At 69.6% G+C, this 14,875-nt stretch carries 15 protein-coding genes; 9 read left to right on the top strand and 6 right to left on the bottom strand.

From position 1 onward, the window contains the following. Positions 1 to 5 precede the first annotated feature (5 nt). Entirely contained in the window at positions 6 to 1,469 is a 1,464-nt protein-coding gene (hydA, locus tag E4M00_RS10715; RefSeq protein WP_135120472.1) for a dihydropyrimidinase, read from the bottom strand. Positions 1,470 to 1,490: 21 nt separating this feature from the next. Continuing rightward, positions 1,491 to 2,372, bottom strand: coding sequence for a nitrilase-related carbon-nitrogen hydrolase (locus E4M00_RS10710; protein WP_135120471.1), 882 nt, complete (start codon positions 2,370 to 2,372; stop codon positions 1,491 to 1,493). A 208-nt stretch (positions 2,373 to 2,580) separates the two neighbouring features. Between E4M00_RS10710 and E4M00_RS10705 the strand changes: the two genes are divergently transcribed. From E4M00_RS10705 to E4M00_RS10690, 4 genes are all read left to right on the top strand, one after another. Then, positions 2,581 to 3,966 carry an aminotransferase class I/II-fold pyridoxal phosphate-dependent enzyme gene (locus E4M00_RS10705; RefSeq protein ID WP_135120470.1) on the top strand — a complete coding sequence of 462 codons (1,386 nt, stop codon included), beginning with the start codon at positions 2,581 to 2,583 and terminating at the stop codon, positions 3,964 to 3,966. Between the two features lie 99 nt (positions 3,967 to 4,065). Continuing rightward, the gene (locus E4M00_RS10700; RefSeq protein WP_135120469.1) at positions 4,066 to 4,425 is read left to right on the top strand and encodes a GntR family transcriptional regulator; all 360 of its coding nucleotides are present in this window, start codon (positions 4,066 to 4,068) and stop codon (positions 4,423 to 4,425) included. After that, a complete protein-coding gene (locus E4M00_RS10695; protein WP_135120468.1) occupies positions 4,422 to 5,327 on the top strand; it encodes an ABC transporter ATP-binding protein in 906 nt (301 codons plus the stop codon). The genes E4M00_RS10700 and E4M00_RS10695 overlap by 4 nt, the downstream gene beginning before the upstream one ends. Continuing rightward, complete coding sequence (locus tag E4M00_RS10690) at positions 5,324 to 6,088, top strand: hypothetical protein (protein WP_135120467.1); 765 nt, start codon at positions 5,324 to 5,326, stop codon at positions 6,086 to 6,088. Before E4M00_RS10695 ends, E4M00_RS10690 begins: the two co-directional genes overlap by 4 nt. Before the next feature lie 21 nt (positions 6,089 to 6,109). Here the strand turns inward: E4M00_RS10690 and E4M00_RS10685 are convergent, their stop codons facing one another. Then, on the bottom strand, positions 6,110 to 7,045 hold the full coding sequence (locus E4M00_RS10685; RefSeq protein WP_135120466.1) for a hypothetical protein: 936 nt from the start codon (positions 7,043 to 7,045) through the stop codon (positions 6,110 to 6,112). A gap of 230 nt (positions 7,046 to 7,275) precedes the next feature. Here E4M00_RS10685 and E4M00_RS10680 point away from each other — a divergent pair, with 230 nt between their 5' ends. The 5 genes from E4M00_RS10680 to E4M00_RS10660 are packed head-to-tail and all read left to right on the top strand — an operon-like array spanning position 7,276 to position 11,906. Further along, positions 7,276 to 8,340, top strand: a complete 1,065-nt coding sequence (locus E4M00_RS10680; RefSeq protein ID WP_135120465.1) for a putative F420-0 ABC transporter substrate-binding protein — start codon at positions 7,276 to 7,278, stop codon at positions 8,338 to 8,340. Then, positions 8,340 to 9,410: a putative F420-0 ABC transporter permease subunit gene (locus E4M00_RS10675; RefSeq protein ID WP_240037023.1), complete on the top strand. Its 1,071-nt coding sequence runs from the start codon at positions 8,340 to 8,342 to the stop codon at positions 9,408 to 9,410. Before E4M00_RS10680 ends, E4M00_RS10675 begins: the two co-directional genes overlap by 1 nt. Beyond that, positions 9,407 to 10,255, top strand: coding sequence for an ABC transporter ATP-binding protein (locus E4M00_RS10670; protein ID WP_135120464.1), 849 nt, complete (start codon positions 9,407 to 9,409; stop codon positions 10,253 to 10,255). Before E4M00_RS10675 ends, E4M00_RS10670 begins: the two co-directional genes overlap by 4 nt. Continuing rightward, the gene (gene cofD, locus E4M00_RS10665) at positions 10,252 to 11,250 is read left to right on the top strand and encodes a 2-phospho-L-lactate transferase (protein WP_240037020.1); all 999 of its coding nucleotides are present in this window, start codon (positions 10,252 to 10,254) and stop codon (positions 11,248 to 11,250) included. Before E4M00_RS10670 ends, cofD begins: the two co-directional genes overlap by 4 nt. Continuing rightward, complete coding sequence (locus E4M00_RS10660; protein WP_240037019.1) at positions 11,247 to 11,906, top strand: histidine phosphatase family protein; 660 nt, start codon at positions 11,247 to 11,249, stop codon at positions 11,904 to 11,906. Before cofD ends, E4M00_RS10660 begins: the two co-directional genes overlap by 4 nt. A gap of 21 nt (positions 11,907 to 11,927) precedes the next feature. Here the strand turns inward: E4M00_RS10660 and E4M00_RS10655 are convergent, their stop codons facing one another. Genes E4M00_RS10655 through E4M00_RS10645 form a run of 3 tightly spaced genes read right to left on the bottom strand, consistent with a single transcriptional unit; the run spans position 11,928 to position 14,809 of the window. After that, positions 11,928 to 12,740, bottom strand: coding sequence for an ABC transporter permease (locus E4M00_RS10655; RefSeq protein ID WP_240037017.1), 813 nt, complete (start codon positions 12,738 to 12,740; stop codon positions 11,928 to 11,930). Next, positions 12,730 to 13,710, bottom strand: coding sequence for an ABC transporter ATP-binding protein (locus E4M00_RS18070; protein ID WP_135120462.1), 981 nt, complete (start codon positions 13,708 to 13,710; stop codon positions 12,730 to 12,732). The genes E4M00_RS10655 and E4M00_RS18070 overlap by 11 nt, the downstream gene beginning before the upstream one ends. Then, positions 13,691 to 14,809, bottom strand: coding sequence for a LolA family protein (locus tag E4M00_RS10645; protein ID WP_135120461.1), 1,119 nt, complete (start codon positions 14,807 to 14,809; stop codon positions 13,691 to 13,693). The genes E4M00_RS18070 and E4M00_RS10645 overlap by 20 nt, the downstream gene beginning before the upstream one ends. Positions 14,810 to 14,875: the final 66 nt, after the last annotated feature.

Below are 14,875 nucleotides of genomic sequence, written 5' to 3'. Positions count from 1 at the left end.
GTCTCCTAGATCAGGTACTGCGACAGGCCGCGCTTGAGGAACCGGCCGTCGCCCTTGGCGCCCAGGTACTGGTTGTCGTCGACCACGACCTTGCCGCGCGAGATGACGGTGTCGACGTGGCCGTCGATCTCGTAGCCCTCCCACGCCGAGTGGTCCATGTTCATGTGGTGGGTCCTGCCCGTGGGCTTGCCCGATTCATCGACGGGCATGCCGATGGAGGTGTGGCCGTTCGGGTCGTAGACGACGATGTCGGCATCCGCCCCCGGCTGGATCACACCCTTCTGGCCGTAGAGACCGAACATGCGAGCCGGGGTGGTGCTGGTGAGCTCCACCCAGCGCTCGAGGGTGATCTCCCCCGTCACGACGCCCTGGTACATCAGGTCCATGCGGTGCTCGATGGAGCCGATGCCGTTGGGGATCTTGCGGAAGTCGCCGAGGCCCAGCTCCTTCTGGTCCTTCATGCAGAACGGGCAGTGGTCGGTGGAGACCATCTGCACGTCGTTGGTGCGCAGCGACTGCCACATGGCGTCCTGGTGGCCCTCCTCCCGCGAGCGCAGCGGCGTCGAGCACACCCACTTGGCACCCTCGAAGGCGCCCCACTTCTCGCTGACGGCGCCGAGCTGCTCCTCGAGCGAGAGGTAGAGGTACTGGGGGCAGGTCTCGGCGAACACGTTCTGGCCCTTGTCGCGGGCCCACGCCACCTGCTCGACGGCCTGCTTGGCGCTGACGTGCACGATGTAGAGGGGGGCACCGGTGAGCTTGGCCAGCATGATCGCCCGGTGAGTGGCCTCCTCCTCCATCTCCCAGGCTCGCGCCTTGCCGTGGTAGAACGGGTCGGTCTTCCGCTGCTCGACGAGCTGGGCCGCGAGAACGTCGATGGCCGGGCCGTTCTCGGCGTGCATCATCGTGAGCATGCCCGTGTCGCGCGAGAGCTGCATGGCCTTGAGGATCTGCGCGTCGTCGGAGTAGAAGACCCCCGGGTAGGCCATGAACAGCTTGAAGCTCGAGATGCCCTCGTCGACGAGGCCGCGCATCGCGAGAAGGGACTCGTCGTTCACGTCCCCCACGATCTGGTGGAAGCCGTAGTCGATGGCGCAGTTGCCTGCGGCCTTCTCGTGCCACGCGGCGAGGCCGTCCTGGATCTTCTGGCCGTAGGTCTGCACGGCGAAGTCGACGATGCTCGTCGTTCCACCCCATGCGGCGGCCCGGGTCCCGGTCTCGAAGGTGTCGGAGGCCTCGGTGCCGCCGAACGGCAGCTGCATGTGGGTGTGCGCATCGATGCCGCCCGGGATCACGTACTTGCCCGCGGCGTCGATGACGGTGTCGACGGATGCCGCGACATCGGTGCCGAGCAGCACGCTGCCGGGCTCCAGCACCGCGGTGATGCGCTCCCCGTCGATCAGCACGTCGGCCTGCGCGCGGCCGGTGGCGCTGACCACGGTGCCGTTGGTGATGAGGGTCGTTGCCATGGTTCGCTCCTTCGCGGTCGGCTACGGCTTCGGGATGGACGTGTACGACTCCGGACGACGGTCGCGGTAGAACTGCCAGTTGTTGCGCACCTGGCGGATCATGTCCATGTCGAGGTCGCGCACGACGACTTCCTCGTGGTCCTCCGACCCGTACTCGCCGATGATGTTGCCCTGCGGGTCGACGAACTGGCTCTTGCCGTAGAAGTTCACGGCGAGGTCTCCGTACTCGTTGTCCTCGAGGCCGACCCTGTTGGCGGCGGCCACGAAGTAGCCGTTGGCCGCTGCGGCCGCCGGCTGCTCGATCTCCCAGAGGCGGTTCGAGAGGCCGGGCTTGGTGGCGTTGGGGTTGAAGACGATCTGCGCCCCGTTCAGGCCGAGCTCGCGCCAGCCCTCGGGGAAGTGCCGGTCGTAGCAGATGTAGACGCCGATCTTGCCGACGGCGGTGTCGAACACGGGGTAGCCGAGGTTGCCGGGACGGAAGTAGAACTTCTCCCAGAACCGATCGAGGTTGGGGATGTGGTGCTTGCGGTACGACCCGAGGATGCTGCCGTCGGAGTCGACCACGACGGCCGTGTTGTAGTAGACGCCGGGCTGCTCCTCCTCGTAGATCGGGAGGATCATGACCATGTCGAGCTCTTCGGCGAGAGCCGCGAAGCGCTGCACGATGGGCCCGTCAGCCGGTTCGGCGTAGTCGTAGTACTTGGCGTCCTCCGTGATGCCGAAGTACGGGCCGTAGAACAGCTCCTGGAAGCAGATGACCTGGGCTCCCTGCTCCTTCGCCTCGCGAGCGAACTGCTCGTGCTTGGCGATCATCGACTCCTTGTCGCCCGTCCAGGTCGTCTGGGTGATCGCTGCTCGCACGATGTTCGTGCTGGTAGTCGTGCTCTTGCTGACGCTGGTCATGACCGGTTGCCTCCACGAAAGGATCTGCCGGCGATGGCGGTACTACGCGAGAGTCACCAACGCCGAGGGTTGAAGCCGAACCGGACTTCTTCGTCCGTTCTGTTATTGTTCGGCGTAAACATTTCTCTTTTGTTTCACTGTGTGACGTACGTGTAAGTCATTGTGGTTCCCCACCTCCCGGAGGGCAAGACCCATGCACGATGAACCCATGCACTCGTGGATCCAGGACATCGACGGGTCGTCGCCCCGCGACATCGCGGCCTCCATCGCGCGTCAGATCACCTCGGGTGAGCTCGCACCCGGCGATCGCCTGCCCACCGTGCGCGAGGTCGCGGGCGAGATCGGGGTGAGTCCGGCCACGGTCAGCCACGCCTGGCAGGCCCTCGCCCGCGCCGGTCTCATCGTCTCGCGTGGACGCGCCGGCAGCTTCGTCCGCAGCACGGATGCCGCCTGGCTGCCTCCCCGCACGCAGGGCCTGGCCGGGCACCCCGGCGACGCCAGGCTCGACCTGTCGCGCGGCACCCCCGATCCGCTGCTGCTCCCCGGCCTCGCCCGCGCGCTCGCCCGGGTGTCGGCCGGAGCGCAGAGCGCCCAGACCTCGAGCTACCACGACCTGCCGCTGATCCCCGAGCTCGAGCGGGTGCTTCGGACTGCCTGGCCCTACCCCGCCGAGGCCATCACCGTCGTCGACGGGGCACTCGATGCCGTCTCGCGTGCTCTCGAGTCCGTGGTGCGCTTCGGCGACCGGGTGATCGTCGAGAGCCCGGGGTTCCCGCCGTTCTTCGATCTCATCGACGCCCTCGGAGCCGAGCGCGTGCCGGTGATCCTCGACGACGACGGCATGCTGCCCGCATCGCTCGCCGCAGCACTGGGAACGCATCCGAGTGCCATCATCCTGCAGCCCCGAGCCCAGAACCCGACGGGGGCGTCGATGCCCCGAGCCCGGGCCGAGGAGCTGGCGCGCGTCATCCGCGCCCATCCGAACGGCTCGCAGGTGACCGTGATCGAGGACGACCACTCCGGTCAGATCTCGACCTCGGGCGACGTGAGCCTCGGCGAGTGGCTGCCTGATCAGGTGCTGCACGTGCGCAGCTTCTCGAAGTCGCACGGCCCCGACCTGCGTATCGCCGCACTGGGCGGCCCGACCCGCATCGTCGATCGCATCGTCGCGAGACGGATGCTGGGACCGGGGTGGACGTCGCGCATGACGCAGCGCATCCTCTACGACCTGCTCACCGACGGCCAGTCGATCGACGAGGTGGCCGAGGCCAGGCGCCAGTACCACACGCGCCAGCGCTCCCTCGCGACGGCACTCGGGATCTGGGGCGTGGCGTCTCCGGTGCGCTCCGACGGCATCAACACCTGGCTGCCCGTGGCCGACGAGCGCTCGGCACTGGTGCAGCTGGCCGCCGTCGGCATCAGGGTCGCCGCGGGTTCGGCGTTCATGGCGACGGATGTTCCGGGTGCCCCGGCCTTCGTGCGCGTGACGGCGGGGATGGTGCGGGACGACACCACCGAGGTCGCATCAGCGCTCGCCGCAGCGGCCCTGCCGCACCCGCCGGGATCGCACACGCTCGGCTCGCGCTGGTCGTAGCACCGGAATCGATCCTTGACAGGATCCACGAGCCGTGGTTGGTTAACTACATAAGTAACTAACCAACGAGGTTGCGAGCTGCGCAGCAGAGTGGACCGAATGGACGACTCCCGTCCGATCTTCATCCAGATCGCCGAACAGGTCGAGAACGACATCATCGATGGCGCCCTTGCCGAGAACGCCCAGATCCCGTCGATCAACGAGTTCGCGGCGTTCCACCGGATCAATCCGGCGACAGCCCTGAAGGGGGTGAACCGCCTGGTGGACACCGGGATCGTCGTGAAGCGTCGGGGAATCGGCATGTTCGTGATGGAGGGCGCCCGCGCCCGGCTGATGGAACAACGCCGGGCGGAGTTCGCCGCCCAATACGTACGACCGCTCATCCTCGAGGCTCGAAAACTCGGCATCGACGTCGAGAGCCTCGCGGAACTCATCCGCTCGGAAAGGACTGAACCATGACTGACACCGCTGTACAGGCGAGTGGACTCACGAAGCGGTACGGCGCGTTCACCGCCGTCGACGGTGTCGATTTCACCATCGAGCCGAACCGCATCTACGGCCTGCTCGGCCGCAACGGAGCCGGCAAGACCACGATCATGCAGATGCTGACGGGCCAGTTGTTCCCGGATGACGGCACGCTGCAGGTCTTCGGTCGGGAGCCGGCCGAGCACGCCGACGTGCTGCGCAAGCTCTGCTTCATCGCGGAGTCGCAGCGCTACCCCGACATGTTCACGGCGGCGGATGTGTTCGCTGCAGCGCCGTGGTTCCACGAGAACTGGGATGAGGCGTTCGCGACGCGGTTGATCGCCGACTTCCGGCTGCCCGCGAAACGACGGATCAAGAAGCTCTCCCGCGGCCAGTTGTCCGCCGTCGGCGTCATCGTCGGGCTCGCCTCGCGCGCCCCGCTCACCTTCTTCGACGAGCCCTACCTCGGGCTCGACGCCGTGGCACGGCACATCTTCTACGACCGGCTCCTCGAGGACTACGCCGAGAACCCGCGCACCATCGTGCTCTCCACCCACCTGATCGACGAGGTGGCCAACCTCCTCGAGCACGTCATCCTCATCGACCAGGGCCGCATCATCCTCGATCGCGACGCGGAGGAGGTGCGCGGCTCGGCGTCGACGGTGGCCGGACCCACGGCGGCCATCGAGGCCTTCGTCGCCGACCGGCCCGTGATCGGCCGGCAGACGCTCGGAGGACTCGCATCCGTCACCATCGACGGCAGGCTCGACCCCGCCGACCGGCAGCGAGCAGCCGAGCTCGGCCTGGAACTCGCACCGGTCTCGCTCCAGCAGCTCATCATCCACCTCACCGGCGACGACCTCGCCGCCTCGTCAGAAGGAGAGGAAGCAGCATGACCACCGCCGTCGCCCCACCGACCACCCGCACCGAGACCCGATCACGGGCCCACGAGATCTGGAGGATCGTGAGGCTGCACAGCATCAACCCCTCGGTCTTCTTCGGCATCCCCGCGATCATCCTCGCCGGGGCGTGGGCCGTCGTGATGGTCATCGGCCTGATCGCCCAGGGCGCCGGAGCCACGCCCGCCGACCTCGAGAACATGCGGTACAGCTGGGCGGTGATCTCGCCGCAGTGGTACCTCGTCGTCGTCGGCGTGCAAGCCGTCGGCCTCACGTTCTCGTTCGCGCTGGGCTTCGGCGCCACCCGCCGGGACTTCTGGCTGGGCACCGCCGTGATGTTCGTTCTCGTCTCCGTGCTGTTCGCCGCGGTGATCGCGACTCTCGTGCAGATCGAGATCGCGACGGGCGGCTGGGGGCTCGGAGTGCACATGTTCGACGCGCTCTGGTACGGCCAGACGAACTGGTTCGTCGACTTCTACACTGCCTTCGCCCTCGAGATGCTCGTGCTCTTCATCGGAGCCGCCGTCACCACCATCTACATGCGGTGGCGCATTCCCGGGATGCTGATCATCACGGCAGCCTTCACCGCAGTCCTGCTCGGCGGCATCGCCTGGGCGACCCTGACCAGCAGTTGGGCGGCGATCTTCGAGTGGTTCGGCGCGCTGGGCCTCGTGGGAGGGTTCAGCCTGGTGCTCGCGATCGCCGTGCTCTGCGGGGTCGGCGGGTACATCGTGATCCGCCGCGCGACTCCGCGCTAGTCGAGTGCCTCAGGCCGGTCCTCAGCGGACCGGCCTGAGGCGCGCCCGCAGCGCCGCCAGCCACGAGGCCGGCTGCACCTCACGGGCACCGGGCACGCGATGCGCCAGCGCACCGCTTCCGGCCATCGCCGCGAGCTCCCCCGGCAGGCCGACCGCCGCAGCGAACCCCTCGACGGTGGCGGTCGAGAACACCGGCGGATCGATGAACGGGCGCAGCCGCTGGGCACCGGCGCCGTCGAGCCCGAAGGCGGCCACGATACGGGCGAAGTCCGGCGGTGGGTCGGCGATCTCGAGCAGGGTGTCGCGCACGATGCGGCCTGCGGCATCCGTCACCGACCCGTCACTCGGATCGACCCACCACCAGTGCTCTCCCCACCGGTGCACGATGCGCCCCGCGGCATCGTGCACGCCGAATCCGCCGTGCACGCCGTTGGTCCAGAGAAGCACGGCGTGGGAGGACATCGCGTGCCAGGCCAGCAGGAGCGTCCCGGGATCGTGCGGCGCCACGATCACCTCACCCCCGCCCACGGGTGCCGCGATCACGGGGAAGCCGACGGACCTCGCGACGAGCGCGGCCTCGCCCTGGCGGGGCGCAGCCGAGAACCACACCACGCGAGGCGGCGCGAACGATCCGAAGGGGAAGTCGAACTGCTCGCCGAGCACGTAGCCGGCGCGGTTGCGATCGACGATCACGCGCGCACCGAGCCGATCGCTGAGCGATTGAAAGCCCGCCCTCGACACTGACTCCTCGAGCGCGAATCCGCGCTCGCCCTGCGGCACGACGACCAGGGGCGCGCCGCCGACGGCCGCCAGGATGCGGGCCTCGACGGTGCGCGCCTCCACGTCGTAGTGCACGAGCGACGGATGCCCCAGCCTGCGCAGGTGCTCACGCACGACGTCGAGCGCCGAATCGTCGACACCGACGCACAGCAGTTCGCACACCTCGAACTCAGCCATGAGCCGCCCCTCGCGTGCCGGCATCCCAGCAGCCGTCATCGAGTTCAAGCGTAGGAGTGTGCGCGCCGTGCTCGCGCGCCCCAGTCGTGGGCGCGCCGTGCACCAGCCGCTCGTGCTTCTCCCGGCCTCCTCGATCGGCGGGCCGCTAGACTCGTGCACAGACCACCGGTTGGCTTTGACCGGATGCGCCGGCTTGGACTTGAGCCGCAGGTCGCCCGGGATCGCGTCGAATGAGCGCGACCGTCCGGGTACGATCCCTCGTCCTGTCGCTGCACCCTCCGGAGGCCACCATCCGTCGATCCGTCGTTCCCCTCGTCACCCTCGCGGCATCCGTCGCCCTGCTCTCGGGATGCGCGGCCACTCCCGAGCCCTCCTCGACCGCGGCAGCAAGCGGAAGTGGAACCGACACCGCATCGACCGGTTACCCGCTCACCGTCGACAACTGCGGCACCGAGGTGACCTTCACGCAGGCTCCCCAGAAGGTCGTGACCATCAAGTCGACGACCCTCGAGACCCTGCTGGCCCTCGGCCTCGGCGACCACGTCGTCGGCTCGGCCTTCACCGACGGCCCCGTGCCCGACGACCAGGCCGACGCCGCAGCGGCCATCACCTCGATCTCCGACTTCGTGCCCGGCCAGGAGGCGACCCTCGCCCTCGAACCCGATCTCGTCTATGCGGGCTGGGAGTCGAACCTCACCGCGGAGGGCGCGGGCGATCGCGCCACCCTCGCCGGCCTCGGAGTCAACAGCTACGTGGCTCCGTCGGCGTGCAAGGAGGAGGCCTACAAGCCCGATCCCCTCACCTTCGACGACGTCTTCTCCGAGATCGAGGAGGTCGGGGCCATCTTCGACGTCTCCGATCGCGCCGCCGAACTCGTGGCCGAGCAGGAGAAGGATCTCGCGGCCGTCACGAAGAACGAGTCCGGCCTCACCGCCCTCTGGTACAGCTCGGGCACGGACACGCCCTACGTCGGCGCGGGCATCGGCGCACCCGAGATGATGATGGAGGCCGCCGGCCTCGAGAACATCGCGGCCGATGTGCACGACACCTGGTCGGCGCTCGGCTGGGAGTCGATCGTGGCCGACGACCCCGACGTGATCGTGCTCATCGACGCCACCTGGAACACCGCGGCCTCGAAGATCGCGACGCTCGAGGCCAATCCTGCCACGGCAGAACTCACCGCCGTGAAGGAGAAGCACTACGTGACGGTGCCGTTCCCCGCGGGCGAGGCCGGCGTGCGCAACGTCGACGCCGTCTCGAGCATCACCGACCAGCTGGAGACTCTGGGCCTCTGATGACGAAAGCGGGCATGACGACGGTGCAGCAGGCACGGGAGGCTGAGGTCGTGAAGACCTCGCGCTCCCTGCCCGCTGCCGTCTGGGCGGTCATCCTGAGCGTGCTCCTCGCCGCCTCGATCGTGGTGGCCGTGACCATCGGACCCGCCGGCCTGACCGCAGGCGACGTGTGGGCGAGCATCCTGGCCCACCTCGGGTTCGGGGATCCGACCCTGTCGCCGCTGCGTGACGGCATCGTCTGGCAGCTCCGGATGCCGCGGGTCCTGACCGCAGCCGCCGTGGGAGCCGGCCTCGCCCTGGCCGGCGCGATCATGCAGGCCGTCACGCGGAACCCGCTGGCCGATCCGTACCTCCTCGGACTCTCGTCAGGGGCATCCGTCGGCGCCGTCATCGTGCTCGTGCTCGGCGTCAGCATCGCCCTGCCGTTCGCCGCGTTCGCCGGCGCCCTGGTCGCACTGGGCTTCACGCTGGTGCTCGCCGGAGCTGCCGGGCGCATCACCCCGACCCGCACGGTGCTCGCCGGCCTCGCCGTCTCGAGCGTCTTCGGCGCCGTCACCAGCCTCATCATCTTCTGGAGTGCCACCGGAGACAGCTACCGCGAGATCCTCAACTGGCTGCTCGGCTCGCTCGCCGGCGCCGAGTGGCCGGCTGTCGCGATCTCGGTCGGCGCTCTCCTGCTCGTCGGCGGGCCGCTGCTCGCCAGCGCTCGTACCCTCGATGCCTTCGCGTTCGGCGACGCGTCTGCTGCAGCCCTCGGCGTGAACGTCGACCGCACGCGCTGGCTCCTGCTGGGCGGCACCGCCCTGCTCACCGGCGCGATGGTCTCGGTCAGCGGCTCCATCGGCTTCATCGGCCTCGTGCTCCCCCATGCCGTGCGCCTGCTCACGGGTCCGGGTCACCGCGCACTGCTCCCGCTGTCGGCCCTCGCCGGAGCGATCTTCCTCATCTGGGCCGACACCGCCGCCCGCACCCTGTTCGACCCGCGCGAGCTGCCCGTCGGCATCATCACGGCCCTCGTCGGCGGCCCGGTATTCGCCGTTCTCATCCTGCGCAGTCGGAGGATCTCATGACGGATGCAGTACAGCCGACCTCCGGCCTCTCCCTCGACCGCGTCGCCTTCTCGCGCGCGGGTCGCGTCATCATCGACGGGGTCGACGTCACCCTCCCGCGCGGAGCCTTCGGCGCCCTCGTCGGACCGAACGGGGCCGGAAAGTCGACGCTGCTGCACCTCATCGCCTCCATCGAGCGGGCGGCATCCGGTGGCATCGTGTTCGACGGGGCCGCCCTACCGACGATGCCGCGGCGCGAGCGGGCTCGCACCGTCGCCGTCGCCGAGCAGCAGTCCGACACCGAGCTCGACCTCAGCGTGGTCGACGTCGTGATGCTCGGCCGCACTCCGCATCTCGGGGCCTTCGCGAGCGCCTCGGCGACGGATGCCGCGGTCGTGCGCGACGCCCTCGCCGCCGTGGGCGCCGCCGGACTCGCCGCGCGCCGCTTCCACACCCTCTCGGGCGGTGAGCGTCAGCGCGTCACGCTGGCCCGCGCGCTCGCCCAGCAGCCGTCGCTGCTGCTCGCCGACGAGCCGACCAACCACCTCGACATCAGGTCCCAACTCTCGGCGCTGTCTCTGCTGGCCGAGCTCGCCCGCGGCGGGCTGACGGTGCTCGCGGCCCTGCACGACCTGGGTCACGCGGCCGCCTACGCCGACCACGTGATCGTGCTGGCCGAGGGTCGGGTCGTCGCGGCCGGAGATCCCGCCACCGTGCTGACGCCGGAACTGGTGCTCGACGTCTACGGCGTGCGCGCCGCCGTACTGCGGCATCCGCTCACCGGACGGCCGCTGCTCGCCTTCGCCGAGGGCAGCCCTGCCGCCGCGGAAACCTCTCCCACCCTCGACCTGGAGTCCTCCCTGTGACGACCATCACCATCCTCGCCGGCGGCGTCGGCGGGGCGCGCTTCACGCGCGGCCTGCTCGCCCACCTGCGCACCGCCGACCCGTCGGCGTCGGTCACCGTCGTCGCCAACACCGGCGACGACCTCTGGCTCGCCGGGTTGCGCGTCTGCCCCGACCTCGACTCGATCATGTACACGCTCGGTGGCGCCAACGACGACGAGCGAGGATGGGGCCGGAAGGGCGAGAGCGAGAGGGTGAGCGCCGAGCTCGCTGCCTACGGCGTCGGCTGGCCCTGGTTCACCCTCGGTGACCTCGACCTGGGCACGCACATCGCCCGCTCGGCCTGGCTGCGCGAGGGTATCCCGCTCAGCGAGGCGACTGCGCGGCTCGCCGCACGCTGGAACCTCGGGGTGAGCCTGCTCCCGGCAACGGATGACGAGGTCGAGACCATCGTGACCGTCGCCTCCGACGATGACGGCTCACCCACCAAAGACATGCACTTCGAGGAATGGTGGGTGCGTCTGCGCGCCTCCCGACCGGCGCTCGCATTCACCCAGCGGAATGTCGCCGCTTCCCTCCCGGCTCCCGGAGTGCTCGAGGCGATCGCCGGCGCCGACGTCGTGCTCTTCGCTCCGTCGAACCCCGTCGTCTCGATCGGCACGGTCCTCGGCATCCCCGGCATTGCGGATGCCGTGCGCTCGACTCCCGCTCCCGTCGTCGGCGTCTCGCCCATCATCGGTGGCGGCGTCGTTCGGGGCATGGCCGACGCCTGCCTCAGCGCCATCGGCGTCGAGACCAGCGCTCTCGCCGTGGCTCAGCACTACGGCGCCCGCAGCCTGGGCGGCCTGATCGACGGCTGGCTGGTCGACGAGGTCGACGTCGAGGCCGTCGCTCTGCTCGAGGCCGGCGGCATCCGTTCGGCAGCACGTCCGCTCTGGTTCAGCTCGGTCGAGGAGACCGGTGCGATCGCCGCAGCCGCACTCGCTCTGGCAGACGTGGGACACTCGGGAGGGTGACAGCTCAACCCGCCCTCGATCCGCAGGCCTCGCACGATGTGCCCACGACCCCCCGCCTCGTCATGGCTCGGCACGGCGAGACGGCCTGGAGTCGCAGCGGCCAGCACACCGGCACCACCGACCTGCCGATGACTGCAGCCGGGGAGGAGCAGGCGCGCTCGCTGGGGCGGGCACTCGCGGGCCAGCATTTCGATCTGGTCATCTCCAGCCCCCTGCAGCGGGCCCGTGAGACTGCGCGCCTGGCGGGCTATGGCGACCAGGTGCAGATCGACCCCAACCTCGTCGAGTGGGACTACGGCGCCTACGAGGGTGTGACCAGTGCGCAGATCGTGGCCGACCTCGGTCACGACTGGAACCTCTGGACCGACGGCGTTCCGCCCGGCGACACCCCCGGCGAGACCGCTGTCGACGTGCAGAAGCGCGCCTTGGCCGTCATCGCACGCTGCGATGCAGTTCTCGACGCCGGCGGCGACGTGCTCCTCGTGGCCCACGGCCACATGCTGCGGGCCATCGCAGCCGCCTGGCTCGGGTTGCGCCCGCAGGACGGCGCCGTCTTCTCCCTGTCGACGGGAACCATGAGCGAACTCGCCTTCGAGCACGACCACCACGTGATCAGGTTGTGGAACTGCCCGCCCGATGCCCTCATGAAGCGCTGACGCGAGAGCCGACAGGGTCCGTCAGGCCAGTATGTCCTTCGTGAGGAACCGCCCGAACGCGAGAGCTCCGAAGACGGCGATGTAGCCGGCCTGAAGCAGCGCGTTGTCGCCGAACGATGCCCACGAGACGGGGTCGCGCAGGATGTCGGCGAACGAGAACCAGTAGTGGCTGAAGAGCCACGGATGCAGCCACTCGGTCTGCGGCAGCGCGTCGAGGATCTGCGACGCCACCGAGAACGAGATGGTGGCGGCCATGGCTCCAACCGGCACGTTCGTGAGGGTGGAGAAGAACAGGCCGATGGCCGAGAGTCCCAGCAGCGAGACCGCCACGTAGCCCGCGATGGCGAGGAAGCGCAGGAGGGCCTCGCCCACGTCGATGGTGGTGCCCGACAGCACCGTGACCGGACCGACGGGGAACAGCGCCGCACCGATCAGGGTGCCGGCGATGACGACGGTGAGGGCTGCGGCGATGCAGAATGCGGCGGCCCCGAGGTACTTCACCACGAGCAGCCGCGCGCGGCCCGCCGGGGCGACGAGGAGATAGCGCAGGGTGCCGTGGCTGGCCTCGCCGGCGATGGTGTCGCCGGCGACGACCCCGACGGTGAGCGGCAGGAACAGCGGGATGGCCACGACGAGCGCCGAGACCCCGACGAAGAGGCCGTTCTGGGTGACCTGGTCGAGGAAGGCGGGACCACGACCGGTTCCGGGTGACGACGCCAGCCTGATGGCGACGGCGATGAGGATCGGGATGGCCGCCAGCGCGACGAGAAGCGCCACGGTGCGCCGGCGCGAGAACAGGATGCGCAGCTCCGAGAGCAGGAGGCTACTGAACAACGTCGAACCCCTCTCCGGTGAGGGCGACGAAGCGATCCTCGAGGCTGGGCTGCTCCACGGAGAATCCCCGCACGCGCACGCCGGCCTCGACGAGTGCAGCCACGATGGCCTCAGGCCTGAGGCCGTCGCCGTCGCCACCGACTCCCTCGGCGACGGATGCCACGACGTGGTCGGGCTCGGTCGCCTCGAGCAGCGCGAGGCCGAGACCCACCAGCACGCGGCGCGCAGCCGCGGCATCCGGAGTCTGCAGGATCACTCGGGCCGCGCCGACCTGCCGCAGCTCGTCGAGGGTGCCCGTCGCGACCAGCGCACCGGCGCTCATGACCCCGACGTGGGTGCAGATCTGCTCGATCTCGGCGAGCAGATGACTCGAGACGAAGACCGTGGTGCCACTGTCGGCGAGCGAGCGGATGAGGGCACGCACCTCGCGGGTGCCCTGCGGGTCGAGGCCGTTGGTCGGCTCATCGAGCACGAGCAGCTCGCGCGGCATGAGCAGCGTGTTGGCGAGCCCCAGCCGCTGCTTCATGCCGAGGGAGTACGCCTGCACCTTCTTGGAGGCGGCGTGGCCGAGCCCGACGCGGTCCAGAGCCGCCTCGACGCGTGCACCGCGGGTGCGGGGTGGCGCCAGCGGATCGGCGGAGTCGAAGCGTCGCAGATTGGCCGCGCCCGACAGGAACGGCGAGAACGCCGGTCCTTCGACCAGGGCGCCGACCCGGGGCAGCACCTCGCTGAGACGGCGCGGCATCTCCTCGCCGAGCAGGCGCACCGATCCGCTGCTCGGGCTGACGAGGCCGAGCATCATGCGGATGCTGGTGGTCTTGCCCGACCCGTTGGGACCGAGGAAGCCGAACACCGAACCGCGCGGAACGGCGAGGTCGATGCCGGCGACGGCCGTCTGGCGGCCGAAGCGCTTCGTCAGGTCATGAGTCTCGATCGCGAGATCGGAGGACTCACCGCCCGGCAGCAGCATCCTCCAGCGCGGCGGGCGGGACGGCTCCGGCGAGGATGCGCCCGTCGTCGGTGAACAGCACGCTGAGCAGCGTCGTGGAGATGACCCGACCGCCGTCGACGGCCTGGGCGGCGGTGTCGAGCAGGGGCGAGTCGGCGAGTTCGGCCGGAACCTCGGATGCCGCGATCTCGACGATCGACGACCACCCCGTCCCGATGACCGTGGGCTCCGCCCCGTCGCGCTCGGGAGCGGCGACGTCGCCGTGATCGGCGAACCTGTCGGAATCAGGCAGCTCCTGCTCGGTCACGGTGGTGCCCGAGGGGGGCGTGAAGTCGAACAGGGCGGCATCCGGAGCATCGAGCGAGAGTTCCGTGAACGCGATCGAGAACGCGGGCTCGTCGGAACCCGCGGCCAGGACGGCGACGCCGAGGGGGAGGCCGGTGGCGGAGTCGACGTCGATCGACACGGATCCGACCAGGGTGTCCGATGCCCGCGGAGTGAGGATGAGCTCGTAGACGGTGCGGCCGGCGACTGTCGCGTCGGTGCCGACGCTCACCTCGGTGCTCGGGTCGAGCTTCGTGAGGAGCTCGGTCGCCACCGCGCTCGGCGTCGGGATGTCGGCGGCATCCGGAGCCTTCTTCGCATCGGAGTCGCCGTCGGCCGGAGCCGTGATGTGCGTGGCCGACGCGCCTTCGGAGTCGTAGATCCAGACGCCGTCGGGCGTGGCCACGACGTCGCGTTCGGCCAGGGAGTCCAGGACCTGGAGGCGGGCATCCGTTCCGTCGACGAAGACACGGGCCGTGTGCGAGCCGGTGAGGAGTTCGAGGGCGCTGGAGATGTCGGTGCCGGATGCCGCAGCGTCAGCCGAGCCTCCGGCGGAACCGGAGCCGCCGATGCTGCCGAGCGACGAGAGGTCGGGCAGACCCAGGTCGGAGCTCTGCTCGATCGTGCCCGAGAAGGCCGAGACGTCGGCGGTCTGCGCGAGTTCGAGCACCTCGGCCGGAGTCTTGTCGGGCAGGTCGACGGCGGCGCCTGCTGTCAGGGGCACGGCGAGCACGCCCACCCCGATCACCACGGGAACAACCACCGCGGGAAGCCACATCGCCCAACGCCTCTGCATCGTTCCAGCGTACGTCTGCAACGGCGCCAATCGGCGGTTCCCCACCAAACCCCCAGCGACGCCGGA

Source organism: Orlajensenia leifsoniae (assembly GCF_004570845.1).
Taxonomy (GTDB): Bacteria; Actinomycetota; Actinomycetes; order Actinomycetales; family Microbacteriaceae; genus Orlajensenia; species Orlajensenia leifsoniae.
This window is presented reverse-complemented; position numbering and strand designations above follow the sequence as displayed.